The sequence below is a fragment of the Robinsoniella sp. KNHs210 genome, assembly GCF_000686105.1.
Lineage (GTDB): Bacteria > Bacillota > Clostridia > Lachnospirales > Lachnospiraceae > Robinsoniella > Robinsoniella peoriensis.
This window is the reverse complement of record NZ_JMLZ01000001.1, coordinates 214,110-240,025: the sequence shown is the minus strand read 5'-3', so window position 1 is coordinate 240,025 and position 25,916 is coordinate 214,110. Positions and strand designations below refer to the sequence as shown.

The window sequence follows — 25,916 nt, the reverse complement described above, 5'->3', positions numbered from 1 at the left end:
GAATAACTGGAGAATCCAGATGGCAGAAAGGGTATAGGGATGGTTGAAAATGTATTGCAGATGTCAAACATAAGTAAAAGTTTTAAAGGTGTCCATGCACTGAAGGGAGTAACATTTCATGCAAAGGCAGGCAAAGTGAATGTCCTGATGGGAGAAAACGGGGCAGGAAAATCAACATTAATGCGTGTTTTAGTGGGCGCACATAAAAAAGACAGTGGTGAGATTTTGATTGCTGGGGAAAAAGTTTCTATTGAGAGTCCCAGTGACGCAATCAAACATCATATTGCCATGATATACCAGGAATTAAATCTTATTATGGATATGACGGTAGAAGAAAATATCTTTATCGGACGGGAAATAACAAAAAGTTTATTTTTAGACAAAAGAGCATTATTGTCAAAAACCCGTCTTTTGATGGAAGAATATGGGGTAAATATTGATCCTAAGGCAGTGGTCAGTCAACTGAGTGTCGCAAATCAGCAAATGCTGGAAATTGTTAAAGCGCTTTCCCTGGATGCCAGAATAATTATAATGGATGAACCTACATCTTCACTTACTGCACCTGAAGTACGTTTACTATTTAAGATTATTAAAAAACTGAATGAACAGGGAATCACCATTATCTACATATCACACCGCATGGAAGAAGTATTTGAGATCGGTGATTATATTACGATTATGCGGGATGGAGAACTGGCAGGTGAATGGTCCCTAAAGGACATGAAACCAGAAGAAGTGATCTGTGCCATGGTTGGTAGGAAAATTTCAAAACCGTTTCCTAAAGAAAAAACAAAATTAGGGGAAACTGTTTTAAAAGTGGAAGGACTGTCAAAAAAAGGAGTATTCGAAAATATTAATTTTGATTTGAGAAAAGGTGAAATTTTAGGAGTTTCCGGACTGGTGGGGGCAGGAAGAACGGAGATGGCGATGGGGATTTTCGGTGCGCTTCCCATTACAGACGGCAGGGTGTATTTGAATGGGAAAGAAATTAAAATACGAAATCCTGGTGATGCAATAAAATATAAAATTGCATATGTGCCGGAAGACAGGAAAGTTCTGGGACTTGATCTGAACGCCCGCATCAGCAATAATATATCCTTAACCAATATGGATCAAACAGCCCCAAAGGGTTTTTTGGATCGCCGGAAAGAAAGAGAACTTGCCAACAGAATGGTTGAAAAACTTAAAATAAAAACCCCCTCTATTTTTCAGGAAGCGGGAAATCTTTCAGGAGGAAACCAGCAAAAAGTAGTTCTTGCAAAATGGCTTTCCAGGGAGTTAGATGTCCTGATTCTGGATGAGCCGACCAGAGGGGTAGATATCGGAGCGAAAGAGGAGATTCATAAGCTGATATCAAAACTGGCGGGAGAAGGACTTAGCATTATCCTGATTTCATCTGAAATGACGGAAGTTCTTGGGATGTCCGACCGGGTGCTGGTGATGCATGAGGGTCAGCAGAAAGTAATATTAGATGCAGGTCTGGCAACACAGGAAAAAGTGATGTCATATGCAGTATAACGACAACAGGAGGGAATTGATATGGATTATAAAAAGGTACCGGCAGGCAAAAAGCTTGTATGGGAGAGAGTAAGCAGGTTTCCGCAATTTAGTATTCTCATTGCGCTGTTATTGCTTCTGATTGTATTTTCATTTGTTTCAAATTCATTTTTTACTTTTAATAATATTATCAATGTATTTCGGCAGACATCAACTAGTATTATTGTGTCTATTGGTATGACATTTGTATTTATTCTGGGCGGCATGGATCTTTCTGTGGGTTCCGCTGCCTGTTTGTCAGGACTGCTTGCAGCAGGCCTGATGACCGGAAAAAACGGCATGCAGCCGATCCCGGTCGTTGCAGCTATTCTGCTGGCACTTTTGGCAGGTACTTTTATCGGGCTTATAAATGGGATTATTATTACCAGGATTAAACTGCCGCCATTTATTGTGACACTGGCTATGATGAGTACAGTTAGAGGTATCGCACTGGTTTATACAGACGGTTCACCAATTTCAAAATTACCAAATCAGGCATTGGACTTGGGCAGAGGATATTTAGGTGCAATTCCGATTCCGGTAATCGTGATGGCTGTAGTTTTGGCAATTGCGTGGATTGTACTTGCCTGTACAAGGTTTGGGAGATATATCTATGCCATTGGCGGAAATGAGGAATGTACGAGGCTTTCTGGAATTAATGTCAATAAAATAAAATTGATTGTATACTCAATCAGCGGCCTTTGTGCAGCTATTACAGGAATATTGCTTACCATGAGACTGGGATCCGGACAGCCTACTCTGGCAGAAGGATTAGAGATGGATGCAATTACTGCGGTAGTTTTGGGAGGGACTGCAATTACAGGTGGCAGAGGTTATATGCTGGGTACACTGCTGGGATGTGTTTTCCTGACATTTTTAGGGAATGGTTTTAATATCATAGGTATTTCATCTTTTTGGCAGCAGATACTCAAAGGTATCATTCTGATTGTCGCGATCAGTTTGTATAGTACAAAGAAAAAGTAATGGAAAAGGAAGGGTATGAAAATGAAGAAAAAATTATTGGTGGTTTTAGCAGCAGGTATTATGGGAGCATCCTTATTGGCAGGATGCGGTGAAAATAATACCTCATCGGAAACAAAGGCAGTCCAGGAAAAAGCAGCAGAAGAAAAAACGGAAACAGAACCGGGAACCGGGCAGTCAAAAGAAGCATCGGATGATAAGGTAATCGGTATGTCGCTTATGGCATTTAATCATCCTTTTATGCAGGATATTATGAAAAGTGCAATGTATACTGCAGAAGAAGCAGGCTATACCGTATCGGCTGTGGATGCAAACTGGGATGCTGCAACACAGCAGCAGGGACTGGAGGATTTAATCAGCAGCGGAAAAATGAAGGCATTATTTGTCAACGCGGTTGATGGTGATGCAATTGTTCCTGTAGTGGAAGAAGCAAATAAAGCAGGAATACCGGTGATCACAGTAGATACAAAATCCAATGGTGGGGATGTATTTGCCCACGCAGCATCGGACAGCAAAGAGATTGGTAAAATGGCAGGTGAATACGCTGCAAAGCTGTTAAAAGAAAAAAATGGATCGGAAAAGGGAAAGACTATCGTAATTAATTATCCGCAGGTAACGAGTATGGCAGAAAGAGTCAGTGGTTTTAAAGAGGAATTATCCCAATATCCTGAAATTGAAATTATTGAAAAAAATGTACTTGAACTGACACCGGAAAGTGCCCAGGCTTTAATGGATGATTTGATCCAGACATATCCTGAAGGCTCATTTGATTTATTATTTGCGGCCAATGCTACGACTGGCGTTGGTGCAAATGCTGTTACGGAATCCGCAAACAGAACGGATTATCTGGTAATTGCCGTCGATGATGATCCGGAATTAATTGCAGCCCTGCAAAGAGGAAAACAGTTTAAAGGCATGGTAGTACAGGATGGCATCGATATCGGGAAAAAAGGAATGGAACTGTGTATAGCTGGTGCGGAAGGAAAAACTGCAGAAGAAAAAATAGTTGCTACCAGAATTTCACTGGTGACAAATGAGAACTTAGAAGAGTATCAGAAAGAATATGCAGAGAGACAAAAGGTTATAGAATCATACGGCCAGAAATAAATTATGTCACAATAAAAGTGTGAATACAGATAACTGATTTGGGCTTATTCCAAAATTGAAATAAGCCCAAACCGGAAAGGATTGGGTAGGGATATGAATAATATTGACAAATGGATCGATGAAGTGAAAGAATTGACCAGTAAAATATCAGAAGCAGGGCAGATCGGGATTTGTACGTTTGCCCAGGGTAATGTGGAGGATTGTGAAATGGTTAATTTTGACGATTCTGCCTGGGAGAAGGTGATGGGAAAAAGTGTGCCCATCAATGGAATCAACACTGGCTCCGGAGGGAGTGTTCAAGGAGAAGCAGGGATAGAAACCCGTGACTGGAATATGTCATATGGGGAAGCAGCTTTAAGGAAACAAATCACTTACCCATCTACCGTGGAGGGGATATGCACTGATAATGCAAAAATATCGATTACCATGACTATACTTGCACCGGTTCAGGTTTTTTTAGACGGAGTAAAGATTGCAGATTTTAAATACTGGGGGGATACCCGCCACTGTGAACTATGTATCAATGAAAATCATAAAAAAGGCCAGAAATATTTACTGGTATTGAAGACGCCGGAAACAGGGGGGGATGCTTATCTGGGGATCTATATCAATTGCGATATTCTGGAGAAACAGATGCTGGAATTGATGACTGCTGTTGAACAACTGTTGTTTACTCAAAAACTTGCATTACTGTATGGTTCTGAGATAAATAAATACCTGGATATCCTGGAAAGGAAACTGGATACGGATACTGTACGGAACCGGAATTGGGTGGAAATCCGGAAACAGCTTGAACTGATTGATGAAGTGCTGAAGAACACCGACGTATTTGCAAAAGAGTTTAAAGTACATATGATTGCCCATGCCCATATTGATATGAACTGGCTTTGGGATTATCAGGATACAGAAGATATCTGTATCAGGGATTTCAGGACAATCTGCAATATTATGGATGAAAATCCGGATTTGAGATTTTCTCAGAGCCAGTCTTGTGTATATGACATTGTGCAGAAAAAAGATCCTGCAACGTTTGAAAGGGTTCTGAAAAAGATTCAGGAAGGCACATGGGAAGTGACGGCAGCTACCTGGTCTGAGAATGACTTAAATATGACTGGCGGGGAGACCATGGCACGTAATCTGTATCATGCTTCTGATTATGCAAAAGAGGTATTAAAGACAATACCTTCAAGAGTTGTCTGGGAACCGGACACTTTTGGCCATCCGGCATCCACACCAAATATACTTGCCAAAGCAGGGGTGGAATATTATTATCATTTCAGATGTCCCAGGGGTGCGGGACTTACCTGGTGGGAAGGAACCGATGGCTCCCGGATACTGGATTTTGCATTTGGACCGTATAATAATATGATCCGCCCCCAGAATGTCATGCCGGTTGTTCACAGTTTATTTGATCATTATGGGCTAAAAAGTTCCATGTTTGTGTTTGGTGTGGGGGACCATGGGGGAGGACCGACAAAATATGACATTAAGGTTAAACGATATCTGGATCAAAAACCGGGACTGCCCAGGTTTGTATTTTCCAAAGTATGCGATTTCTTTGATGAAGTCTTGACATTAAAAAAGGATTTTCCTGTTGTTAAGGATGAGCAGAACCCGATATTCGCAGGATGCTACACAACAAAGACAAAGATTAAAAAGTATGCCAGAGACGGGGAGGCAGGACTGCTGAATGCAGAATCGGTACTTGCATATCAGAGTACCTGTCAGGATCAGATACATTATATGGGGGAACTTACAGAAGCGTGGAAAGATTTGGGGTTCTTGGGATTTCATGATATTATATGCGGATGCGGGAATCATGCACAGGACGAGTATGACTATGCTTTGGGGAAAAGTATAGTGGACAGAGCCGAAAAAACGGTAAATGGCATGTTCCATACCAATGAATCGGATCAGGTAATCAGTGTTTATAACCAGCTTGCTCAAACGCGGAGTGAGGTGGTAAGAGTGGATGCACCGTCAAATATCCCTCCGGCTGGAACCTTAAAAGATGCAGACGGCTGTTTGATTCCTTATCAGATCGAAGATGGGAAGCTGCATTTTACAGCGCGGGATCTCCTTCCGCTGTCAGTTACAAAATATCTGATAACAAATGAAAAGATACCGGGAACCAGCGTTCGAATTGAAAAAACCGGAACTCCCAAATCCGGCGGCTTTTTACGGGCGGAGACAGAGCGGTATGTGATGGAACTCAGCACGCTTACCGGAACAATTATGAAACTGTATGATAAAAAGGAAAAGAAGCATGTACTAGAAGAGATGCAGCCCTATGCTGAAGATGCCGGTTCATTCTGTGCACATAAAAGTTCCAATCTTTTGAAAATTTCTTTTGAGCAGCCCCGTATTATGTCCGCATGGATTCTGGGAAATGAATATAAATATGAAAATATCATAGGAATTCCTGAGATTTCAATTGCTGCAAAGGGACCAGTATTTACGACAATTAAAATATTGCATACCTATAACAAAACCACGATAGAGCAATACATAACTTTATATACCCGGTTCGACAGAATTGATTTTAAAGCAGATGTTGACTGGCAGGAATTTGGCAGCGATGTGATCGGTGTTCCAACATTAAAAGTTGGAATTACCAGCGACATTCAAAAGCCTGATTTTATCTATGAAACGCCTTTTGGAAGTATTACCAGAGGCCGGCATAATACGGAACTTCCTTCTTACCGCTATACAGCCGTTTCCGGTGAAGAAAGAACACTTGCAATGTTCAATAACTGCAAATTCGGATTCACGGCACAGGGATCAACACTGTCTATGACTCTGGTCCGGGGTTCCTATTCTCCGAGTGCAAGGCCAGATGAAGGTATGACCAGTACTTGTTATGCCTTAAAGCCATACTATGGATTAACGGATAAGGCAGAACTTACCAGGGACGCGGCTTCCTTCAATCAGCCGCCGATTGCAGCCTGCTGCAATTACGATAACAGTAATAACGAAAGTCCATTGCTTCAATGTGATAACAAAAATATCTGGATATCCTGTGTGAAACCTGCATTTAACAGGGATGCTATTGTAGTCAGGATAATGGAATGCTGCGGACAGAAAACTGAGACTGCCTTAAAGCTTCATCAGCTTTTCAACAAGGCTTATATTACAGATATAAAAGAGGAAATCCAGACACCGGTACCCGTAAATGACGGGGAAGCCGTATTCAGCCTGGGTGCGAATGAGATTATTACCGTGCTGATTACAAAATAGTATAGCTAAAAATCTAGAGAGTTCCGGATATTCATTTTAGTTTCCGCAAGTTTATGCAGCAAAAAACTGTATATAACTTGCGGAATACAAAGCTTACCTCAGGATTAGATTTTTCGCGGTTTAAATATAAACACATTCATCATCCGGATCCCACTTGTACCCAATATCATCCGCTATCTTAACCGCCACATCAATATCCAGAATATCCGCAATAAATCCCAGTGTCATATCCATTCCCGCCATACTTCCCGAGGAAGAATAATATTTCCCGTCAGCAGCCCATTTTGCACCTTCAATCCAGTGTACCCCATTCATAGTATGCAGTGCCCAGAATATGTTTTTTTCGTACTGAGCCATCCTCCGGCGGAATGCTTTTCCTGTTTTTGCAAGCAGGGCAGATCCGGTAGAAATAGTCAGGCAGTAGGAACTTTTTTCAATAGCTTCTTTCAAAATCTCCAGGGAATCGAAGTCCTCTAAGAGCCTTCTGGCACCCGAACCGCCAGGGATTAATATGGCATTTCCTATTTCGTCCGGAACCAGAGGTTCTGTCCACACTTTAACACCCTGTGCGCTGTTTACGATTTTACCGGTCAGAGACACGTATTCGATATGAAATTCTTCTGGTATCTTTCCAAATAATTCAGCAGGACCAAACGCATCCAATGTTTCAAAATCATCATATAGTACAATACTTACCTTCATGCAAATACCTCCATTTTGTATAGACTAAGTGTATCAAGACGGATATTCCTTTACAAGCCTTGTGGGGGGATATTATTTAAAAAATATATCCCCATGGGCGGCTTGTATGCTGCTCATTTTTCGTTTATACTTTTAACTATACAAATGAAACAGGGAGCCGATATGGAAAAAAATACAGATTATATGCATCCACACCCGCATCATACACATCCCCATGAGAATACAAAAGCAGTTTTGAATCGTCTGTCCCGTGCTATCGGGCACTTGAAGTCTATCAAGGTGATGGTTGAGGAAGGGCGTGACTGCAGTGAGGTTTTAATACAATTATCAGCAGTGAAAGCGGCTATCAATAACACAGGAAAAGTAGTTTTGAAGGATCACCTTTCCCATTGTCTGATTGATTCTATTGAAACCGGAAATATGGAAGCCATTGAAGAACTAAATAAAGCCATTGACCAATTTGTAAAATAAGCAGCCTTTATTGTCCTGCTTATTTTTATTTTATGGGAATATAGATTTCCACCATATTTTCCGGGTCATCAAAAGCAGTTATTTTACTACGGTATACCTCAAAATCTTCCCGTTCATCCAACAATCCTTTTCCTGAAAGTATCCAGGTGCCGAAAATATAATCATAAGTCTGCTCCAGAGTGCCAAGTTCCCCACGGTGCGTGAATACGGCATATTTTCCGGCTGCAACTGTTTTTTGTATTAAAATGTCCGGTATATAAGAAAAGCTATCAGCCGGCGAGCCGATCATCACGGAGAAAGACACATCACCTGCTTCGTCATAAACAGCCCTGTCTGTTTCACATACACTGTAACCATCTGCATTCCCGGCAGAATATTTTTCACGAAGCTGCAGATACTGTTCCCACAGATCAGGCAGGCGATTATCGGCGAGGGTTGTCGTTCCACGGATTCCAGCCAGTTTTACCTCCTCCATTTCCACGATTACCGGTTCTAATGTAATGTTTCCGGTAATGTGTCTCAGGCTTTTCTTATCTAATTCCTTTTTTGCTTTTATTACCAAATCCAGCCCATTCTTACGGTAAACTGTGGGGCTGCTTCCATATATGGATTTAAAAGCGCGGCTAAATGCCTCGGAGGATTCAAATCCACTTTCCAACGCAATATCAATTACCCGCATATCGGTATACAGAAGTTTCCTGGATGCATTGTAGAGTTTACGTTTATGGATGTAGCTGCCAACGGGTTCCCCTAAGGCGGAGGCAAACAGGCGGGTCATGTGATAATAGGAATAACCGGTTTCCCTGGCGACATCATTTAGTCCGATGTTTTCCTCTAAATGGGTTCAATATAGCTGACGGCTTTTTCTAAAGGGGATATATCGTTCATTTTCTGCTCCTTCCTTTCTGTAAATTATTATAGCATAATTGGATGTTATTGCGACAGCCTAATAAGAAGTAATAATTTATCTGAATGGATCGCTAAAAACGGCATGGCAAAAAGCGCTGAGGGTCAATGCTTTTTGTCATGCCGTTTAAATTCCCTTACTATGTCCGTATAAATGTGATTACTATTTCGTAAGATCATTAATATAAGCATCCCACAATTCGTAACTTAAATCTATCATGTTCTTGATCTTCTCCTGAATTTGATTATTTATAATATCATACATTTTCCGGGTCTTGAAAACATGTAATTTTTCCAGTTTGTCTGTGCTGTTATAAGTATAAATAATAGTAAACTTACCGGAAAAAAGTATAGTAACCGGTGGAAAATCATTGGTAATAATTTTTAATTTTTTCTTGTCATTTCGAGTCACATATTTATTAAATCTTTTCAGGAAGGAGATACGGGTTTCCGCTGGGATTTTTATTTCACCGGACAGAGGAACGATAATTTTGCCTTTTGTATAAAAGCCGGTCATTGCGTAATTAGAAACATAAAAGGCAGAGTCGTCAGACAGAATTCTTTTGAACAATTTTTGCATCTGTTTATTTAAAATCACTTTATTTTCTTTGCGCTTAATATCGTCATCTTTAATTAAATAGCCCATGGAAAGAAAGTTATATACTGCATCAATGCCGCTGTCTGTCAATTCATCCACAAAGGAAGGATGCTTGTCTAAATATGCAATTGCTTCCTTTGTAGTATAACTTAATTTATTTATATTTCCATTTAACAAAGTATTGAGAAATATTGTTAAATAGCTTTTATACTGAATTAACTGCATAAAAATAGTTCCATCTATCTGTGTAGTAAAATACACCAGAAATTTTCCTTTTAAAAGAATAAAAGGATGACTTATCTGGTTATTCATCTCCCAAAGATTCATCTGGGCATATTCCTGTAACCGTGTAATATTGGAAAGAATATCGAATTGATTTACCGTAAGGTTATCAAACTGAGATAAATTAACCAGATAATTTAATATTACATTTCGCATTTTGTCTGGACAGGTGGCTTTAATTCTTTTGAATATTTCATCATAATAAATATCATAATTGAAAAAGGAACTGTAGAATACAAATGATTCATTTTCAGCACTATTTACGATTACATCGGAAATCATAATGCACAAAATATTTAAAATCATTTTATCCCCCATATAGTAAGGGCCTTTTTCATAATAATCTGTGGGGACTTTATTTTCACATGCAAAATCACGATTCAAAGCGTATTCCACAGATGAACGTATAAACTCCTCAAGCTCACGCTGCGAATCAAAATCATAGATGATCGGAAAAATACGCTGTAATTTCAGATAACAATTTCTTGCATAAATATGCTGTGAGAAATAGTTTGCTGCCTGATTACAGAATTCCCATTTTTCTTTTAGCATGGGTAATCTTTTTCCGGTTAAAATTTTGCTAAGTCCACTGGGAGTCATATTCATATGCAGTGCAAAGTCTGTTTTTGAAGTTTTTGCGATAGTTACAAGTTCATTTAATAATATACCTACCATTGTGCGGCACCTCATATTTGATAATATATTTAAATCAATAAATTTCATTATAAACTCATTTAAATTTTATTTCTTGCTAAAAAAATAAATAAATTGTAATATTTTTTCCTTTTTTGTCAATTTATGCAGATATATTTATATTTAATTTCAAGCACTAAGCAGTTTAAAACGGTATGATGACTCAATAAAAGAGTCTTTTCCTATAAACAAAATAACAAAGGAGAAAAGGTATGGAGCAAAAATTTTATATTTGTAAACATTGTGGCAACATTGTGGAGTTAATCCAAAAAGGCGGGGGTGTTCTTGTTTGCTGCGAAGATAAAATGGAGGAATTAGTACCAAACAGCACAGAAGCAGCAAATGAAAAACATGTTCCGGAAATCATTGTATACGGATCACAAGTGATTGTCAATGTTGGTGCCGCGCCGCATCCCATGACGGAACAGCATTACATAGGGTGGATTTGTATACGTACTACAAAAGGAGTGTATCGCAAAGTCCTGGCACCGCTTGATGAACCTACAGCTGCCTTTGCACTTGCCGAGAATGAAAGCATCATAAGTGCCTATGCATACTGCAATCTTCACGGATTGTGGAAGAACGACAAAACTACGCTGATATAATGGAAGAAAAAGGAAAAAAATCTATCTGGTATAGAGCTGGATTGTGAAAAGTAACGAGAGCTTTAAGCCTGTAGGTAATACAGATTTAAGGCTCTTTTGCGTATAAAGGATTTGAAATACATCTGATAAACAGATCCCCTGTTGTAACAGATTTACAATATGAAGGAGAGGGAGTGATATACAATGGAGCATAGAGTAAAGCGGCACTATACCCGTTTAGAATGGACTGGGTGGTATCAGTTTGCAAAAGAATATTATCTGAAGAATGGAAACCTGAAAATCCCTGTGAAGTACAGGACGGAAAATGGATATTTATTAGGGCGGTGGATTGAACGGCAGCGGGCGGCGTATCATGAAAAAGGGGTTTACAGGATAGATGCCCACAAAATATATCTGCTGGACCAGATTGGGATGATCTGGAAGATAAGCGTACGGACAGAATGGAATATTTGGTATGAGTACTGTAAAAGATATTATATCGAAAATGGAAATATTGACATTCCGAGGAATTTGATATATCAGGATGCAGCAATTGGAGAATGGATCAGCTACCAGAGAAAATGTTTCCGAAAGAATAATTTAAGTTACCAGAGGCAGTTAAAACTGGAAGTATTAGGTATGGTCTGGAGGAAGCGGCAAAGAAGAGCATGGGATGAATGGTATGAAGAGGCCCAGTGTTATTATGAAACTTTTGGAAATCTTCAAGTGCCTGTAGATTATGTGACCGGGGACGGAAAGCGCCTGGGAAGATGGGTCTATACACAGCGGGAAAAAGTACGGGGAGACGGCACGTTAAATCTGGATTCAGAGAAAATCAAAAAATTGAAAGAAATAGGTATAAATATTGACTTTTCTGTGATGTCAACTTGACAAATAGTTTAAAGTGCGTTATTTTATTATCAAACAACAAAATTCAACAAAAAACAAAATACAGGATCACTGTGTCTTTTTTCTGATTTAGGAAATGTTTTATGTGGCAAGATAATGTTAAATAATGAATGGAGAAAACTATGAATCTGATTGAAACAATTAAAGATGCCGGGATCGTCGGTGCGGGCGGTGCAGGATTTCCTACACATGTGAAATTGAATACCAAAGCAGAATACTATATTGTAAATGCTGCTGAGTGTGAGCCCCTGATAGAAACAGATAAATATTTGTGCAGAACATTTGCAGATGAGCTGATTAAAGGAATTATGATGATCTCCACACATCTGGAAGCCAAGAAATCTGTCATTGCAATAAAAGCGAAATACAAACCGGAAATAGCTGCATTAAGGGAAGCCATTGAAAAAAACGGTGCGGATATCGAAATCTTTGAAATGCGGACGTTTTATCCGGCAGGAGATGAACAGGTTATCGTTCAGCAGGTAACCGGAAGAAGTGTCCCCGAGAGAGGGCTTCCGATTGAGGTTGGTGCGGTAATCAACAATGTCGGTACTATTGTCGGAATGTATAATGCCATAGTTCACGGTAAAAAAAATACCAGTAAATTTCTTTCTGTTGTGGGAGAGGTTCAGGAGCCGATTATGCTTCAGGTACCAATCGGAACACCGATCAGAGAATGTATTCAGGCAGCTAACCCGAAGATTTCTGATTATGCAATTATTCTGGGCGGACCAATGATGGGACGAGTGGTTGCAGATGACGAGGCGATAGACCAGCAGTTCGTAACAAAGACAACCGGAAATATTATTGTACTGCCGAAAAATCATTATTTAATTGAAAGAACCCATGTGCCTATGGACAGGATCAAACACCAGGCAAGAAGTGCTTGTATACAGTGCCGTATGTGTACAGATTTATGTCCGAGATTCCAGATTGGCCACCGCATTAAACCACATCTTGTTATGAGAAACATCTGGAGAGAGAATAGCATTGATTCTGATAAACAATTTGAGGAATGTTTTGGTGATGCGGTAAATTGCTGTAACTGCGGATTATGTGAATTATTCTCATGTCCTATGGGGCTTTCTCCAAGAAGAGTCAACGGATATATGAAAGGAAAGCTCCAGGAAAGAGGAATTACGGTTGAAAAGAACATGCATCCTGTCTCCAGACCGACAGTGGAGTTGAACAGAGTCCCAACCGACCGTTTAATTGCCAGACTGGATCTGGGCAAATACAATGGATTACATGCACATGACTGTATAGAACTTCATCCGAAAGAAGTTTTCATCCCATTGTCACAACATATAGGTAAGCCGGCAGTAGCCGTAAAAAATGTTGGTGACAAGGTGTGTGAAGGTGACGTGATTGCCAGTGCTGATGCAACAGGTTTATCCACAAATATACATGCAAGCATAAATGGAACCGTATGTGATGTAACATCATCTGGCATCAGAATCAGTGAAAACTAATGGAGGATTAAGGAATGGGAAATTCAGTTGGAATGATAGAACTATCCAGTATAGCGAAAGGAATTGAAACCTGTGATGAAATGTTAAAGGCAGCGAATGTAGAATTATTGAGATCATCTACAATCTGTCCTGGAAAATATATGATTATCATTGGTGGAGATACAGGGAGTGTAGATGCTTCCATGAAAGTCGGAGAAGCAGCAGCAGGACATTTCCTGGTAGATAAATTATTAATTGCCAATGTCAGTGACCAGCTTATGCCTGCCATCAGCAGTACTTCGCAGGTTCCTACAGAAGGGGCAGTGGGCGTCATCGAATTTTATTCCGTTGCATCGGCTATCGTTGCAGCAGATACTGCAGCAAAGGCAGCAGCGATCACGCTGATTGAGATTCGTACCGGATTTGCGGTAGGCGGTAAAGGATTCGTTACTATGAGCGGAGATGTAAGTGCCGTAACAGAAGCAGTGAAGGCGGCAGAGGCAGTGAGCGAGCTTATGGTTCACAGCGTAGTGATTCCAAGACCGACAGATAAGTTGTATGAAGCGTTACTGTAATTAATATTGTAAAAATAATCACTTGATTAAGAGTAAGAGGCAAAGCCGGTTTGAGGCTTTGCCTTTTTCATTGAAAAAAGTAATCTTTTATTTTCTTATAAATGCGATTAAGTGTAAAAATATTACTAAAAATCAGTAGATAATACAAGAAAAAACCTCTTTAATCGATATACTTAGACTATGTCTAATAGAGGAGGTAGTCTACTATGAAAAAATGTGCCTGCATGGGCAGCTTTTTAGATAGATTGATTCAGCCATCAATCTTGTTAATGCTTTATAAAGAGAAAAAAATGTATGGATACTCAGTCTATAAAAAATTAATTGAAAGTGATGTAATCAATTATAAAGGAATCGATCCAACGGGACTTTACCGCACGCTGAAAAAGATGGAAGATAACGGTCTGCTGATCTCAGAGTGGGAAACGGATGACACGGCTAAACCTGTTAAAGTATACGGCATTACAAAAGAGGGGCAGCACTGCCTGAAAAACTGGCAAACAACACTGTCAGTATACAGAAAAGATATTGAAAGGCTCGAAAAAGCCGTGTCTGATAGTCTGGAGCAAAAAAAATGTTGAAAGGAGGCATTGTCTATTCTTCCGGGAATAGATAATGATGATTAAAATGAAAATGTTTACGAAGGACACAAGGCTGCTTGGAATACTGGAAGCAGCAATGAATGGAGTTTGCCCTGATAAGGATGCCTGCAGGTATATGCTGACATTTCACGAGGCGTCTGTTGAGGCTTCCCTTATCAGAATTACAGCTAATGATATTATGCGTAAAAAAAGTGATAATTCTGCAATCATTTTAGGACAGGTAGGTGTGGATGTCTCGGAATGCACAGGCGGCTGCAAATTCTGTACATTCGGTGAAGGACACACAAAATTTATTCCCAAGAGATTGTCTGATGAAGAGCTCTATGCAAAAATAAGCGCCTTCAATGAAAAAGAGGATCTTTATGGGCTATTTCTCATGACTATGCATGACTATGATTTGAGTGTATTTTTGAACTCGGTAAATATAGCAAAGAGCATAGTCCCGTCTACCACTAAAATCTGGGCTAACGTTGGAGACAGCAGTCTGGATGCATTTAAAGAAATGAAAAAGGCCGGCGTTGAGGGGGTATACCATGTCTGCAGGATCGGTGAGGGGAGAGATACGAATCTGAGACCTGAGGACAGGATTAAAACAATGGAGAATGCGCTGGAGGCAGGGCTTAAATTATATACCTGCTGTGAACCGATTGGACCGGAGCAGACAATTGATGAGATTGTTGATAATATGTTTATCGGCATTGAACTGGGCTGTACGCAGCATGCCTGTATGCGCCGGGTCGCAGTGCCGGGTGCGCCTTTAGCCAAATACCGTCAGATAAGTGAATTAAGGCTTGGACAGTTTGTGGCTGTTGTCGCCCTAGCCTCTTTTGGCACGCCGACGATGACCTACTGTGGTGTCCATGAGCCGAATGAGATAGCATATGTTTCGGGTGCCAATATTATTACTGCTGAGGCAGGAGCAAATCCCCGTGATAATAAGGATGATACGTCCGAAAATAGAGGAATGGATATGGAAGCCTGCCGGACAATGCTTCTGGAGAGCGGATTCCAATATATAAGGCGCGGGGATGAAAGCAAGATTCCTCTGACCTTTGATTATGTATAGGGGGAATAAATGGAATGAAAAAGATAATCGTATTATTAATGATGATAATCACTGCAGTTTCATTAGCGGCATGCGGATCAGACAAAGGGAAAGATTTTGACATGAACGCTGACTGGGATAGCATAGTAAAGGAGGCAGACGGCCAGACAGTCTCTTTTTACGGATTTGGCGGAAACGAGGATCTGAATAAATGGATTGACAGCGAATTAGCGGTTAAGGTAAAGGAGAAGTACAACATAACTTTGGACAGAGTCCCAATGGATATAGACGAAATATTATCTAAGCTAAGCGCAGAAAAGCAGGCAGGGACAAGCAGCGGCGTGATTGACATGATATGGATTAACGGTGAAAACTTTTATTCCACAAAGGAAAATGATCTTCTCATGGGTGCGTTTGCCGGTAAGTTACCAAATTATAACCAATACATTGATAAAGATTCCGACAGTACCAAGATGGACTTTGGCTATCCCATTGAAGAATATGAAGTTCCATACAGCAAAGCGCAGATGGTGCTGATTAACGATAGTGAAAAGACCCCGGAAACACCGAAAAGCGCTGGTGAGTTGCTAGAGTATGCCAAAAAATATAAAGGAAAGGTTACTTATGCGGCATTACCGGACTTTACCGGAAGCGCTTTTGTGAGAAATATTATCTATGATGTAGTAGGATATGAAGAGTTTTTTACCATGGAGGCGGATAAGGAGACGGTGAAAGCCTATATTCAGCCGGCAATTGATTACTTAAATGAGCTGAAGCCTTATCTTTGGAACGAGGGGAAAACATATCCCGCAACAAACGGGCAGGTTGAGAATATGTATGCTGACGGCGAACTGGTGATGTCCATCAGCTATGAGCCATATACGGTTGCCTTGAATATTGAGAAAAATATCTTTACGGAAACCTCCCGCAGCTTTCTTTTTGACAAGGGTACAATAGGCAACACAAACTATATAACCATTGCAAAAAATGCTCCAAACAAGGCAGGAGCAATGGTGGTAATCAACGAAATGCTCACCCCGGAGCTTCAAGTAAAAAAATATGAGCAGGCGAAGCTTTTAACTGCAATTGATTACCCGCTGCTCAGTGATGATGAAAAGGAAATGTTCGACAATGTAAATATAGGAAAGGGGATACTCGATAGCAACGAACTTGCGTCAAAACAACTTCCTGAGATACCAGCAAAATTTGTACCGATTATAGAGGAAATCTGGCTGGAAGAAGTGGCAGGGCAATGAAGAAGCGCAAGATAAAAAGGAGTATTGCACCCTATATACTTTTAGCACCGTTTTTACTTTTGATGTGCCTGTTTTCAGCTGGAATTATAAACGCAGTCATTCAGAGTTTCGGATATATACCTGCTTTTGATCTCAATCATTTCACCTGGGATTATTATAAGGAAATATTCAGTGATGGGAAATATATGCAATCCATAGGCTATAGCTTATGGATTGCAGGTGTTTCTTCAGCCGGATCGATTATCCTGGGGATTATGCTCTGCATATTCCTATTGTCCGTAAAAAAGCGCAGCCGTCTTGGGAGACTTTCAAAAGCACTGGTAAATCTGCCTGTTGTTACGCCGCACACAATTGTAGCACTCTTTGTTATAAGCATTTTTTCGGGCAGTGGACTTTTATCAAGAATCTTGTATGCTCTGGGAGCAATCGCTCAGCCGGAAGAGTTCGCTCCTCTGTTATATGATGCCAACGGTTTTGGTGTGATTCTTGCGTATCTGTGGAAAGAAATCCCCTTTGTATGCATATTTGTTATGACGGTTATGGCTAATATATCGGAAAAATATAATGAAGCAGCCTATGGGCTTGGGGCGGGAAGATTAAAGACCTTTTTATTTGTAACGCTACCATTATGCAGACCAACTATCGTTGGCGCTTTTTTCATTATTTTTACCTATTCTTTTGGAGCTTACGAGCTGCCTTTTCTCCTTGGATCCACAAAGCCCAAGGCCCTGCCGGTGCAGAGCTTCATTGAATATACGCATCCCGACCTGCGCCACCGTCCTTATGCAATGGTTTTGAATGTTCTGATGATTGCAATAGGACTCATAGCAAGTGCAGTTTACTTCAGATTGCTGGAGAAAAAGACCAAAGGGTAGGATGGAAGCGGAGTGGTTCCTCCGCTGACTGACGACAACGCGGCAGATGGCGGGAATGAATTTTCAAACACGCTTTATTGCAGTATGACTCAATTATTTGAGCAATACTCTAGACGAAAGGAGATGCTATGAAAGGAAGAAAATTAAATAAAATTTTTCTGCTTCTGTTCTGTGTCTTTGTGCTGCTGCCATTTTTGATCATACTTATTTGGAGCTTTGCAGATAACTGGAAATATCCGCTTCTTCTCCCGGAGGAATTTAGCTCTCGCGGCATCAAAGAGGTATGGATCAAACAAACCCTGGGGATTACGCTTTCCAGTATGTTACTTTCTTCCATAGTAGGACTTATATCAACGATCATAGGTGGTTTGACTGCCAGAGCCATTGTATTTTATGACTTCAAGCTGAAAAAATTGGTCAGATTTTTAAATTTACTTCCGCTTATGATACCGGCAACGGCATTTGCTATGGGGATGCATGTTATATTTATACGAATGGGGATAAGCGATACTGTTACCGGTGTAATCATTGCTCAGCTTATATGCGGTCTTCCATATTCTGTAAATATAATGACTGACGTTACAAATGGTGCAGGAAACCGGCTTGAGGAACAGGCACGTTCGCTTGGAGCCTCGGCTTTCCAGGCCTTTTTCAATACCAGCTTCTATGCAATGATGCCTGGGTTTTTAACATCTTTTTGTATGGCATTCATCATATCCTTTGGACAATATTTTGTTACGCTGATATTCGGAGGCGGTGCAGTAAAAACCCTTTCAATGATTATGGTTCCCGTCATTAACAGTGGTGACAGGACCTTATCCGCTTCCTATAGCCTTATGTTCCTATTTTCAACGCTGGCTGTATTCATTGGGGCAAATACGGTAATTAAAAAAATAAAAACATTTAAGTTATATGGGTGATAAGGAGGCGGTCAGGTATGCTTGAGATAAAAAACATAAGCGTGGTTCTGGGATGTGCCAAGGTGCTGGATCAATTCTCCCTTCGTATCCATACAGGTGAGTTTGTTACTGTATTGGGAAAGTCGGGATGCGGGAAAAGTACCCTGTTAAAAGCGATAAACGGATTTGTCTTTTATGAAGCGGGCAGCATTTATTTGGATAATGCCTGTATTGATGATATGCCTGTCCATAAAAGAGGCATAGTTATGGTTTTCCAGGATGTAAGGCTGTTCCCCCATCTCTCTGTTTGGGAAAATGTTGCTTTCGGTCTTAAAATGCAGGGAGTAAACAAGAGAGAACGCAAAGAAAAAGCATTAGACTGGATTGAAAAGGTGGCGCTTACCGGACTGGAAAACAGAAAACCGAATGAGCTGTCCGGAGGGCAGCAGCAGCGCGTAGCGCTTGCCAGGGCATATGCAGCGAATCCCAGAGTTTTGCTGATGGACGAACCATTTTCCGGACTGGACGAGGAAATACGTCTGGAGATGGGGTGTCTGGTACAAGAACTTAACAAGCAGAATAAGACAACGGTATTATTTGTGACTCATGACAGGGAAGAGGCTTACCGGTTATCGGACAGAGTGGTTGTAATAGGTGCCGGAGAGGGGAATTCATGAAAAAAGTAATTTATGACTGCGATAATACTTTGGGAGTTAAACGAAGTGATATTGATGACGGTATTACATTTGCATACTTGTATGCCCATCCTAAAACTGAGCTTTTGGGAATAACCTGCACCTTTGGAAACAATAGTGAGCATGTGGTTTACTACAACACCGTTCAGATGCTTGAAGATTTGGATATTAATGATGTCCCGGTGCTAAAGGGCGGTAGAGAACCATGTGAGTATAACAGTGAAGCTGTAGATTTTTTAGTTAGTATGGTGAATAAATACCCGGGGCATATTACTGTTATCGCTACGGGATCTTTATGCAATATAGCAGGAGCATATAAGAAAGACATCGATTTTTTTCATAAAATAGAATCGCTGATTGTCATGGGTGGAATTTTAGGGCCTTTATATTTAAATGGTACTTTATGCAGGGAACTCAATTTCAGCGTTGACTATGAATCTGCAAATCAGGTTTTGTTTAACTGCGATAAACTTACCGTTTTGTCCGCACAGTGTACCCAACATGCAATTTATGGACATGAGGATGTACAAAAGCTGCTTGTACAGAACACAAAATTTATCAACAAATTCGCAAAGGAAATTATTCAGTGGATAGAATATATTAATCCCCAATATGGGAATCGGGGAATATTTATTAACTGGGATTTATGCACGGCTATATATTTGACTAATCCTGATCTATTCCAGCCCCAAATTCGCCGCATTATTCCATCTAAGGAAAATCTTAAAATTGGTTTTTTGCAGGAAGACCGGGATCAAACTTTCCACAATGCAAAATATATATCCATTCCGGAAAAAATCAAAAATATATCTGATTTTAATCATGAGTTTTACAGTATTATCTCGCTGCTCTGAAACAAGACAGTTTTGTAGCTGTCAGATGTATGTGAAAGGTATGTTTCACTGACTTGGTATGAGTTATAAATCATTAGCTTTCAGTCATTGCAGATCATAATTTTCATCGATCACGATAGATTTATGGCAATGGTAGAATTTCTGTAAGAAAATTATAAGATATTCTGCATTGCATTTTTATACAACCGTGATATACTAATTAAGACAGAGAACTTAGTTGTTCATAGAGTTGAAAAATTTTCCATTTAAAGACTTTATGGACTAAGGATAATTCCAAAGGGGGAGTCATCACAAATGGCAGCCGAAAAGAGAATGGATCCAAAAGATGAGCAGCAGTTTCTGGATCTTATTAAAGAAATAGTAGAACATCCAAAGTACACAAAGTTAAAAGAATATATACAGCATGGCGAAACAACCGTTTATGAACACAGTCTGGCAGTGGCATATTTAAGTTACTGGATCGCACTGAAATATGGCTGGCAGGTTCAAATGAAGGAATTGGTTCGAGGGGCACTTCTTCATGATTACTTTTTATATGACTGGCATGAGAAGAGCGCAGACCATCGCTTTCATGGGTTTACACATCCGGGCAGGGCGCTGAGAAATGCCTGTGCGGAATTTGATCTGTCACAGATTGAAAAAGATGTGATCAGAAAACATATGTTTCCACTTACACCAGTTCCGCCGCGTTATCGTGAGACGGCAATTGTGTGCATGGCGGATAAGATCTGTTCCGTATATGAAACGTTCCATATGACGCTGTTCGGAGAATTGTATCCGGTATCTTAGCAAGGAAAATCAAAATCTCCCCAGGCGTTCTTAAAATATAGGCAGTCAGCTTCCTTTGGAGGCTGCTGCCTATATTTTTATGGACGGATTTATTTGAGTAAATTCTCCCGTCGGCTTAATTTGATCATACAAATGGATAAACATATCCCTCTACCGGATCTGTGGGGGTAATTTTTGTAACATGGATCTGAGGTTCTTTTAAAGTTATATCGTTGTACTGATATTCACCTATGGAAAGGGTTCCTTCAACGGTCACCCAGGATTCGCTGTCAAGTTCAGAGGCCTTGTCATAGATACAACGGATACCTGTGGGAGATACGTCAGCGATACAGCAAGTCATGGCAAGTCGTGAAACTGTAAATTCATTTTCTTTGGGGATTTTAAAATCATTCATAACGTAACCTGTTATAACAATAGTATATCCTTCATACTGTACGTCGTTGGCATTCATTTCGGCAAGCCATAATGCGAAATCTTCGTTTGAGACGGTAATTCTTTTATTCTGAATATCCAGCCCCGGAATTCTTGAGGAATCCTCAGCAGCGGATGTGTCTTGAGAGTCCGGCGCCTCGGAATTCTTGTTGTTCAGATCCGCTCTTCCAGATTTGCCCCCGGTTTCCTGTGCTCCGGTGCCACTGATATTTAATGCCCCGGAAGACGTCTTAGCTTCTGCGACCGTGGGCATTCTGCTTCCACGGCTGAAATTTTCTGTAACATCCGAAATTTCCAGGGGCGAGTGGGGAAGTAAAAACATTATAACGGGGACTGCCAAAACAAGACAATGCATGGACCGCATTTTATATTGGGGCTGAAACAGACGCAGCGTTCCGGTGAGTGCCCATATTCCCATTACAACTGCTGAAAAATAAAGGTATGGTTTCATTCTGGGCGTTACATAGGAGAGATATTTTTCACTGCGGACCAAATAGGCTAGTAGTCCGGCAAAAAATCCGCAGCACAGGGATTCCAGTAATGCCTGTGGATTGAACGCTCTTATTCTTGTCTGCATCTATATCCCTCCTATCTGATAAAATAAGAAAACGACAGCAAAACAAATCAAAAATGACGTGACCAGCAAACGAATGATAAAACGTTTCGAAAATCCGGAGGAAAGCATCAGTAGATTTTTGATATCCATCATGGGACCAAAGATCAGGAACCCCATAATCGCCATCATTGGAAACTGGGCGGAAAAACTCCGTGCAACAATTGCATCTGAGGAGGAGCACAGGGAAAGGACAAATGCCATAATCATCATGATGATCGTAGATAGAGCATCCCCCGCTTTGTCCTGGGCATTTAGAAACATACCGGTTCCCAGCCCCTGAAAAACAGAGGCAACAAAAGAGCCAATTATAAGATATTTTCCTACATCAAAAAATTCTGCCTGTGCATGACGCAGAAATAAATCAATTTTGGCACGGGGACCGGATATGGAACTGATTCCCTGATAGCATCCGCAGCTGCACATGACACCATCAAATCTGCCGTTTGGCAAGTCCTGTTTTTTGGAATGAAAGACTGCAAAGCTGAGTCCGATTACCACTGCGGCAAAACCTCCCATACCGATACGCCCCGCAACAACTGACAGATTTCCGCCAAATGCATAATAGGTGGATAATATGACTACAGGATTTATCACCGGTGCAGCCAGCATAAATGTAACGGCGGCGGGCAGAGGAACGCCCTTTCGCACCAGGCTTCTGAAAATGGGAATGGAAGCACAGTCACATACCGGAAGGCAAAATCCTCCAACCACAGCAGCCAGCATTCCTCCGGCGAGTGACTTTGGAAAATGCTTTTCAATCCAGGATCTGGGAACAAAGATCTGGATAACGGAGGATAGAAGCACACCCAGCAGCAGGAAAGGAATTGCCTGGAGTATAATGCCCAGAAATACATTTATGATAGTATTGGCAGAGAAAGAAAGCTGATCGAGAACCGGTTTCGTCAAAAAATACGCGGCGGTCAGAAAAAGCAGTGATCTAAAAAAAGAGTAGACCGGTGAAGGCTTTTTCTCCATAACCCACTTATATAAGTTAACGGGACAGGTATCTTTTAGTTTATATACAGGTACACCGGGATTGATATTTTTAATCATATGGCGCATCCTTTGATACGTTCCCGTACCGGAGCTTTTCTGTGAAATGCGCAAGATAACAGCGTCACTGTTTGCAATCTGTTCTGGCAGAGAGGTTCCGGTTCTGCCCAGGATTTCTTCCAAACCAGAGACATCAGCAATATGGATCACTTTTTGTATTCTGAAGCTGCGCAGCAAAGTGCTCTGGAAAAAATCCTGCAGAAGAGAAAATGGTGTTACGCCATTCCATTCAATCCATATTTCATCCGGCGCCTGTTCTTTTACAAATCTGTGAATCGCCCGTATCATCTGATCAGGCTGTCCTTCCAATTCCTTTTTTGAGAAACATTTGCAGATACAATAATCATTGGTACCTTGAAATTCTTCTTCACCGGATTCAAACTGTAGCAGTAAAGTCTTAATTTTACTCCGGTCATACCTGTTCAGCATGGCATTTAGAAAAGTGGTTTTACCGGAATATAAAAAACCGGTTACTACATATACAGGTATCGTCATGGCCTAATTCCCATCGAACAGGACGGCTAATTCCTGTTGGTTTAGCCCCCGTCCAATAATACAAATCATGCTGCCGCTGGAAGAACATTCCTTCAGCTGTACACTGCCAGGTACATACTGAACATTGAGATAGCCTCCCGCAGTACGGACAATTCCTTTGGCGCGCAGAACAGTTCCGGCTGCCTTTTTCTCCATCTGCCATAACCTTCGCTGCAAATCGGATGTATTGAATGCTCTGGTGGTATGTATCGTCACCGTATCAAAAACATCTTCAGCCATATGGTGGCTGGCGCAGCCGCAGGAGACTTGTCCGTATTCATCTGTATGGCAATTGCCAATATGTAGGGATTCAGGTATGCATTTTTGTTCAGAAGCGTGGCTGCATTGGCATTTCTCCAGATTTTCCGGCTCCGATTTTTTGAATTTATTGTTTTGTTCCAGTTCCAGAATCCGGGAGGTATTGAGTGTCTTCCATGAATCAGTCAGGATTTTGGCATGGGGATTTAAACTGCTGACAAGTCGTTGTGCACTTCTGACTTTGCCGGGGAAATCTTCCGTTCGGCTGAGCAGAATCGTGTCAGCATTTGTGATCTGATCCTCAAAGAATTCTCCAAAATTTTCAAGATAGATTGCACAACGCTTCACATCAGCAACCGTTATCGTTTGTTTGATTTTTGCAAGAGAACAGATCTTGGGGCTTGTGCAAACTTTGGTAATATCAGATAATTTTCCCACCCCGGATGGTTCGATCAGGATGATATCCGGGTGAAACTGTATCAGAAGATCGTGCATTGCTGTTGCAAAATCTCCGGAAAGACTGCAGCAAATGCAGCCGGCATTCATCTCTTTTACCTGGATATTCCCATCATCCAGCAGCGCTGCATCCACACTGATATCTCCGAAATCATTTTCAATCAATACAACCTGTTTATCATGGAGTTCCTCTTTTAACATTTTTTGTATCAATGTGGTTTTCCCGGCGCCTAAAAATCCTGAAATAATATATATATCAGTCATCGTTCTCCTCCTTTTCCTGTTCTTTAATTACTTAAAGTCCACCTTCTATCATATATATTACCAAAGAAATTTAATTATTCATGGATGTTTAAAACGATTGGATAAGCGAATTCTTTTTCATGACATGAAACTGTCTTTTTAATACATGGTTTACTATATTCCCACGCTTCTAAGTTATAATATTTATTCTGGACATAAGGTTTAAGCCGTTAGTTCTGGTAAGGAAGAGAGAATACATCAGGAGGATAGAAAATGGATGAGTATGAAAGAAGTGTAGATCCGTGTGGAAACAGTGTAGATCCGTATGGAAATAGTGTAGATCCGTATGGAAACAGTATGAATCCGTATGAAGGAAGTATGGATACATTTGTAAGAGGTGCGGATACCTATGCAGGAGATGCCAGCATGCTGTATGGAAATCAGCGGATACAGCAGGTAGAAGAAAAAAAGGAAAATATCATTGCCGGTATCGTAGGGGCGTTCCTGGGAACGCTGATTGGTTTGTTATGTATCGTTGTAGTTGACCAGCTTGGATATATGGCGTCCATCTCAGGTGTAGTGATGGGTGTTTGTGCAATAAAAGGATATCAGTTGCTTGCCGGGAAGATGAGCCTGAAGGGAATTATTATTGCATCAGTTTTTATGATCTGTGTAGTTTACGTAAGCCAGCAGCTCAGTTGGGCAATTGATGCGGCAGATGTACTAAATATAGATGTTTTCAGTGCTTTTCGTCTGATTCCCGAGATGATCATACAGGGAGCCATAGACAGAGGAATTTATATAAAAGACCTTTTTATGCTGTATGCATTTACTGCATTAGGGGCGGTTCCAACCATATGGAATACCATTAAGACCGTTACAAATAGAAGTGTTTGATAAATTTAAAAAGATTTCCCCCTGGCTCTGTGATATGCGCCCTGTCTGCCTGACAGCTGGTGCATCACAGAGCCAGGGGGATTTTTTAGTGAACCTGATCATGGAAATGAAGGCTCCTTATTTTCTCCCAGGATAATTGCAGCAGGGATTGGAATTGTGCCCGAAAGCAGAAAAGGCGATGGCATATTTTAAGGAGGTTAAAACTATTTCAGCCAGTGGAAAGTTAGGAGAGCAGGAATACGTAATGGAACTAATACCGTCAACCGGAAATGCGGAAGGAAGAAATGCGGCAAGGATGAATCATAAGCTGACCTGACAGAACTTGAACCCGGGGAGAAAAAAGAGGTGACTTTGGAATTGGGGGTGAAAGAACTTTAAAAGAG

Annotated in this window: 25 protein-coding genes; 19 read left to right on the top strand and 6 right to left on the bottom strand. The window is 40.8% G+C overall.

The genetic code is table 11. The annotated features are described in order from the left end of the window. The first annotated feature begins 60 nt into the window (after positions 1-60). The 4 genes from CD03_RS0101075 (at position 61) to CD03_RS0101060 (ending at position 6,861) form a co-directional block, all read left to right on the top strand. On the top strand, positions 61-1,518 hold the full coding sequence (locus CD03_RS0101075) for a sugar ABC transporter ATP-binding protein (protein ID WP_044288993.1): 1,458 nt from the start codon (positions 61-63) through the stop codon (positions 1,516-1,518). Positions 1,519-1,539: 21 nt separating this feature from the next. After that, positions 1,540-2,520, top strand: coding sequence for an ABC transporter permease (locus tag CD03_RS31915; protein ID WP_081820069.1), 981 nt, complete (start codon positions 1,540-1,542; stop codon positions 2,518-2,520). 21 nt (positions 2,521-2,541) lie between these two features. After that, positions 2,542-3,624, top strand: coding sequence for a sugar ABC transporter substrate-binding protein (locus tag CD03_RS0101065; RefSeq protein WP_027292044.1), 1,083 nt, complete (start codon positions 2,542-2,544; stop codon positions 3,622-3,624). A gap of 93 nt (positions 3,625-3,717) precedes the next feature. Further along, positions 3,718-6,861: an alpha-mannosidase gene (locus CD03_RS0101060; RefSeq protein WP_027292043.1), complete on the top strand. Its 3,144-nt coding sequence runs from the start codon at positions 3,718-3,720 to the stop codon at positions 6,859-6,861. 120 nt (positions 6,862-6,981) lie between these two features. Here the strand turns inward: CD03_RS0101060 and CD03_RS0101055 are convergent, their stop codons facing one another. Continuing rightward, positions 6,982-7,563, bottom strand: coding sequence for a DJ-1/PfpI family protein (locus CD03_RS0101055; protein WP_027292042.1), 582 nt, complete (start codon positions 7,561-7,563; stop codon positions 6,982-6,984). 162 nt (positions 7,564-7,725) lie between these two features. On the opposite strand from CD03_RS0101055, the gene CD03_RS0101050 reads away from it, so the two are divergent. After that, complete coding sequence (locus tag CD03_RS0101050; RefSeq protein ID WP_027292041.1) at positions 7,726-8,034, top strand: metal-sensing transcriptional repressor; 309 nt, start codon at positions 7,726-7,728, stop codon at positions 8,032-8,034. A gap of 25 nt (positions 8,035-8,059) precedes the next feature. Here CD03_RS0101050 and CD03_RS31910 read toward each other — a convergent pair whose 3' ends face one another. Then, a complete protein-coding gene (locus tag CD03_RS31910) occupies positions 8,060-8,812 on the bottom strand; it encodes an AraC family transcriptional regulator (RefSeq protein WP_242849010.1) in 753 nt (250 codons plus the stop codon). A gap of 291 nt (positions 8,813-9,103) precedes the next feature. Then, positions 9,104-10,495 carry a hypothetical protein gene (locus tag CD03_RS0101040; RefSeq protein ID WP_044288824.1) on the bottom strand — a complete coding sequence of 464 codons (1,392 nt, stop codon included), beginning with the start codon at positions 10,493-10,495 and terminating at the stop codon, positions 9,104-9,106. Between the two features lie 230 nt (positions 10,496-10,725). On the opposite strand from CD03_RS0101040, the gene CD03_RS0101035 reads away from it, so the two are divergent. From CD03_RS0101035 to CD03_RS0100980, 12 genes are all read left to right on the top strand, one after another. Further along, positions 10,726-11,118, top strand: coding sequence for a desulfoferrodoxin family protein (locus CD03_RS0101035; protein ID WP_027292039.1), 393 nt, complete (start codon positions 10,726-10,728; stop codon positions 11,116-11,118). A gap of 183 nt (positions 11,119-11,301) precedes the next feature. Beyond that, the gene (locus tag CD03_RS0101030; RefSeq protein WP_027292038.1) at positions 11,302-11,988 is read left to right on the top strand and encodes a helicase associated domain-containing protein; all 687 of its coding nucleotides are present in this window, start codon (positions 11,302-11,304) and stop codon (positions 11,986-11,988) included. 140 nt (positions 11,989-12,128) lie between these two features. Beyond that, positions 12,129-13,478 (top strand): 4Fe-4S dicluster domain-containing protein, encoded by a 1,350-nt coding sequence (locus CD03_RS0101025; RefSeq protein WP_027292037.1) that lies wholly within the window; start codon positions 12,129-12,131, stop codon positions 13,476-13,478. A gap of 14 nt (positions 13,479-13,492) precedes the next feature. Next, entirely contained in the window at positions 13,493-14,032 is a 540-nt protein-coding gene (locus CD03_RS0101020) for a BMC domain-containing protein (protein WP_027292036.1), read from the top strand. A gap of 206 nt (positions 14,033-14,238) precedes the next feature. Then, positions 14,239-14,610 carry a PadR family transcriptional regulator gene (locus CD03_RS0101015; RefSeq protein WP_027292035.1) on the top strand — a complete coding sequence of 124 codons (372 nt, stop codon included), beginning with the start codon at positions 14,239-14,241 and terminating at the stop codon, positions 14,608-14,610. Positions 14,611-14,644: 34 nt separating this feature from the next. Further along, positions 14,645-15,697, top strand: a complete 1,053-nt coding sequence (locus tag CD03_RS0101010; protein WP_044288821.1) for a radical SAM protein — start codon at positions 14,645-14,647, stop codon at positions 15,695-15,697. A gap of 14 nt (positions 15,698-15,711) precedes the next feature. Beyond that, a complete protein-coding gene (locus tag CD03_RS0101005) occupies positions 15,712-16,932 on the top strand; it encodes an ABC transporter substrate-binding protein (protein WP_027292033.1) in 1,221 nt (406 codons plus the stop codon). Further along, a complete protein-coding gene (locus tag CD03_RS0101000) occupies positions 16,929-17,807 on the top strand; it encodes an ABC transporter permease (protein WP_052377604.1) in 879 nt (292 codons plus the stop codon). The genes CD03_RS0101005 and CD03_RS0101000 overlap by 4 nt, the downstream gene beginning before the upstream one ends. 128 nt (positions 17,808-17,935) lie before the next feature. Next, positions 17,936-18,727, top strand: a complete 792-nt coding sequence (locus CD03_RS0100995) for an ABC transporter permease (protein ID WP_027292031.1) — start codon at positions 17,936-17,938, stop codon at positions 18,725-18,727. A gap of 17 nt (positions 18,728-18,744) precedes the next feature. After that, entirely contained in the window at positions 18,745-19,383 is a 639-nt protein-coding gene (locus CD03_RS31905) for an ABC transporter ATP-binding protein (RefSeq protein ID WP_052377603.1), read from the top strand. After that, a complete protein-coding gene (locus CD03_RS0100985) occupies positions 19,380-20,255 on the top strand; it encodes a nucleoside hydrolase (protein ID WP_027292030.1) in 876 nt (291 codons plus the stop codon). The genes CD03_RS31905 and CD03_RS0100985 overlap by 4 nt, the downstream gene beginning before the upstream one ends. 294 nt (positions 20,256-20,549) lie before the next feature. Next, positions 20,550-21,044 carry an HD domain-containing protein gene (locus tag CD03_RS0100980; protein WP_044288819.1) on the top strand — a complete coding sequence of 165 codons (495 nt, stop codon included), beginning with the start codon at positions 20,550-20,552 and terminating at the stop codon, positions 21,042-21,044. Positions 21,045-21,168: 124 nt separating this feature from the next. Here the strand turns inward: CD03_RS0100980 and CD03_RS0100975 are convergent, their stop codons facing one another. Genes CD03_RS0100975 through CD03_RS0100965 form a run of 3 tightly spaced genes read right to left on the bottom strand, consistent with a single transcriptional unit; the run spans position 21,169 to position 24,657 of the window. After that, entirely contained in the window at positions 21,169-22,053 is an 885-nt protein-coding gene (locus tag CD03_RS0100975; RefSeq protein ID WP_027292028.1) for a TIGR03943 family putative permease subunit, read from the bottom strand. Beyond that, positions 22,054-23,640: a permease gene (locus CD03_RS0100970; RefSeq protein WP_027292027.1), complete on the bottom strand. Its 1,587-nt coding sequence runs from the start codon at positions 23,638-23,640 to the stop codon at positions 22,054-22,056. 3 nt (positions 23,641-23,643) lie between these two features. After that, a complete protein-coding gene (locus tag CD03_RS0100965; RefSeq protein WP_027292026.1) occupies positions 23,644-24,657 on the bottom strand; it encodes a CobW family GTP-binding protein in 1,014 nt (337 codons plus the stop codon). A 252-nt stretch (positions 24,658-24,909) separates the two neighbouring features. On the opposite strand from CD03_RS0100965, the gene CD03_RS31900 reads away from it, so the two are divergent. Together CD03_RS31900 and CD03_RS37630 are read left to right on the top strand one after the other, a co-directional pair. Continuing rightward, positions 24,910-25,533, top strand: coding sequence for a hypothetical protein (locus tag CD03_RS31900; protein WP_052377602.1), 624 nt, complete (start codon positions 24,910-24,912; stop codon positions 25,531-25,533). 136 nt (positions 25,534-25,669) lie between these two features. Further along, positions 25,670-25,849: a hypothetical protein gene (locus tag CD03_RS37630; RefSeq protein WP_156042710.1), complete on the top strand. Its 180-nt coding sequence runs from the start codon at positions 25,670-25,672 to the stop codon at positions 25,847-25,849. The last annotated feature ends 67 nt before the right edge of the window (positions 25,850-25,916 follow it).

Coding starts and splice junctions, on each gene's coding strand:
- CD03_RS0101075 (WP_044288993.1), top strand. CDS start 61: ATGTCAAACATAAGTAAAAGTTTTAAAGGTGTCCATGCACTGAAGGGA.
- CD03_RS31915 (WP_081820069.1), top strand. CDS start 1,540: ATGGATTATAAAAAGGTACCGGCAGGCAAAAAGCTTGTATGGGAGAGA.
- CD03_RS0101065 (WP_027292044.1), top strand. CDS start 2,542: ATGAAGAAAAAATTATTGGTGGTTTTAGCAGCAGGTATTATGGGAGCA.
- CD03_RS0101060 (WP_027292043.1), top strand. CDS start 3,718: ATGAATAATATTGACAAATGGATCGATGAAGTGAAAGAATTGACCAGT.
- CD03_RS0101055 (WP_027292042.1), bottom strand. CDS start 7,563: ATGAAGGTAAGTATTGTACTATATGATGATTTTGAAACATTGGATGCG.
- CD03_RS0101050 (WP_027292041.1), top strand. CDS start 7,726: ATGGAAAAAAATACAGATTATATGCATCCACACCCGCATCATACACAT.
- CD03_RS31910 (WP_242849010.1), bottom strand. CDS start 8,812: ATGACCCGCCTGTTTGCCTCCGCCTTAGGGGAACCCGTTGGCAGCTAC.
- CD03_RS0101040 (WP_044288824.1), bottom strand. CDS start 10,495: ATGGTAGGTATATTATTAAATGAACTTGTAACTATCGCAAAAACTTCA.
- CD03_RS0101035 (WP_027292039.1), top strand. CDS start 10,726: ATGGAGCAAAAATTTTATATTTGTAAACATTGTGGCAACATTGTGGAG.
- CD03_RS0101030 (WP_027292038.1), top strand. CDS start 11,302: ATGGAGCATAGAGTAAAGCGGCACTATACCCGTTTAGAATGGACTGGG.
- CD03_RS0101025 (WP_027292037.1), top strand. CDS start 12,129: ATGAATCTGATTGAAACAATTAAAGATGCCGGGATCGTCGGTGCGGGC.
- CD03_RS0101020 (WP_027292036.1), top strand. CDS start 13,493: ATGGGAAATTCAGTTGGAATGATAGAACTATCCAGTATAGCGAAAGGA.
- CD03_RS0101015 (WP_027292035.1), top strand. CDS start 14,239: ATGAAAAAATGTGCCTGCATGGGCAGCTTTTTAGATAGATTGATTCAG.
- CD03_RS0101010 (WP_044288821.1), top strand. CDS start 14,645: ATGATGATTAAAATGAAAATGTTTACGAAGGACACAAGGCTGCTTGGA.
- CD03_RS0101005 (WP_027292033.1), top strand. CDS start 15,712: ATGAAAAAGATAATCGTATTATTAATGATGATAATCACTGCAGTTTCA.
- CD03_RS0101000 (WP_052377604.1), top strand. CDS start 16,929: ATGAAGAAGCGCAAGATAAAAAGGAGTATTGCACCCTATATACTTTTA.
- CD03_RS0100995 (WP_027292031.1), top strand. CDS start 17,936: ATGAAAGGAAGAAAATTAAATAAAATTTTTCTGCTTCTGTTCTGTGTC.
- CD03_RS31905 (WP_052377603.1), top strand. CDS start 18,745: ATGCTTGAGATAAAAAACATAAGCGTGGTTCTGGGATGTGCCAAGGTG.
- CD03_RS0100985 (WP_027292030.1), top strand. CDS start 19,380: ATGAAAAAAGTAATTTATGACTGCGATAATACTTTGGGAGTTAAACGA.
- CD03_RS0100980 (WP_044288819.1), top strand. CDS start 20,550: ATGGCAGCCGAAAAGAGAATGGATCCAAAAGATGAGCAGCAGTTTCTG.
- CD03_RS0100975 (WP_027292028.1), bottom strand. CDS start 22,053: ATGCAGACAAGAATAAGAGCGTTCAATCCACAGGCATTACTGGAATCC.
- CD03_RS0100970 (WP_027292027.1), bottom strand. CDS start 23,640: ATGACGATACCTGTATATGTAGTAACCGGTTTTTTATATTCCGGTAAA.
- CD03_RS0100965 (WP_027292026.1), bottom strand. CDS start 24,657: ATGACTGATATATATATTATTTCAGGATTTTTAGGCGCCGGGAAAACC.
- CD03_RS31900 (WP_052377602.1), top strand. CDS start 24,910: ATGGATGAGTATGAAAGAAGTGTAGATCCGTGTGGAAACAGTGTAGAT.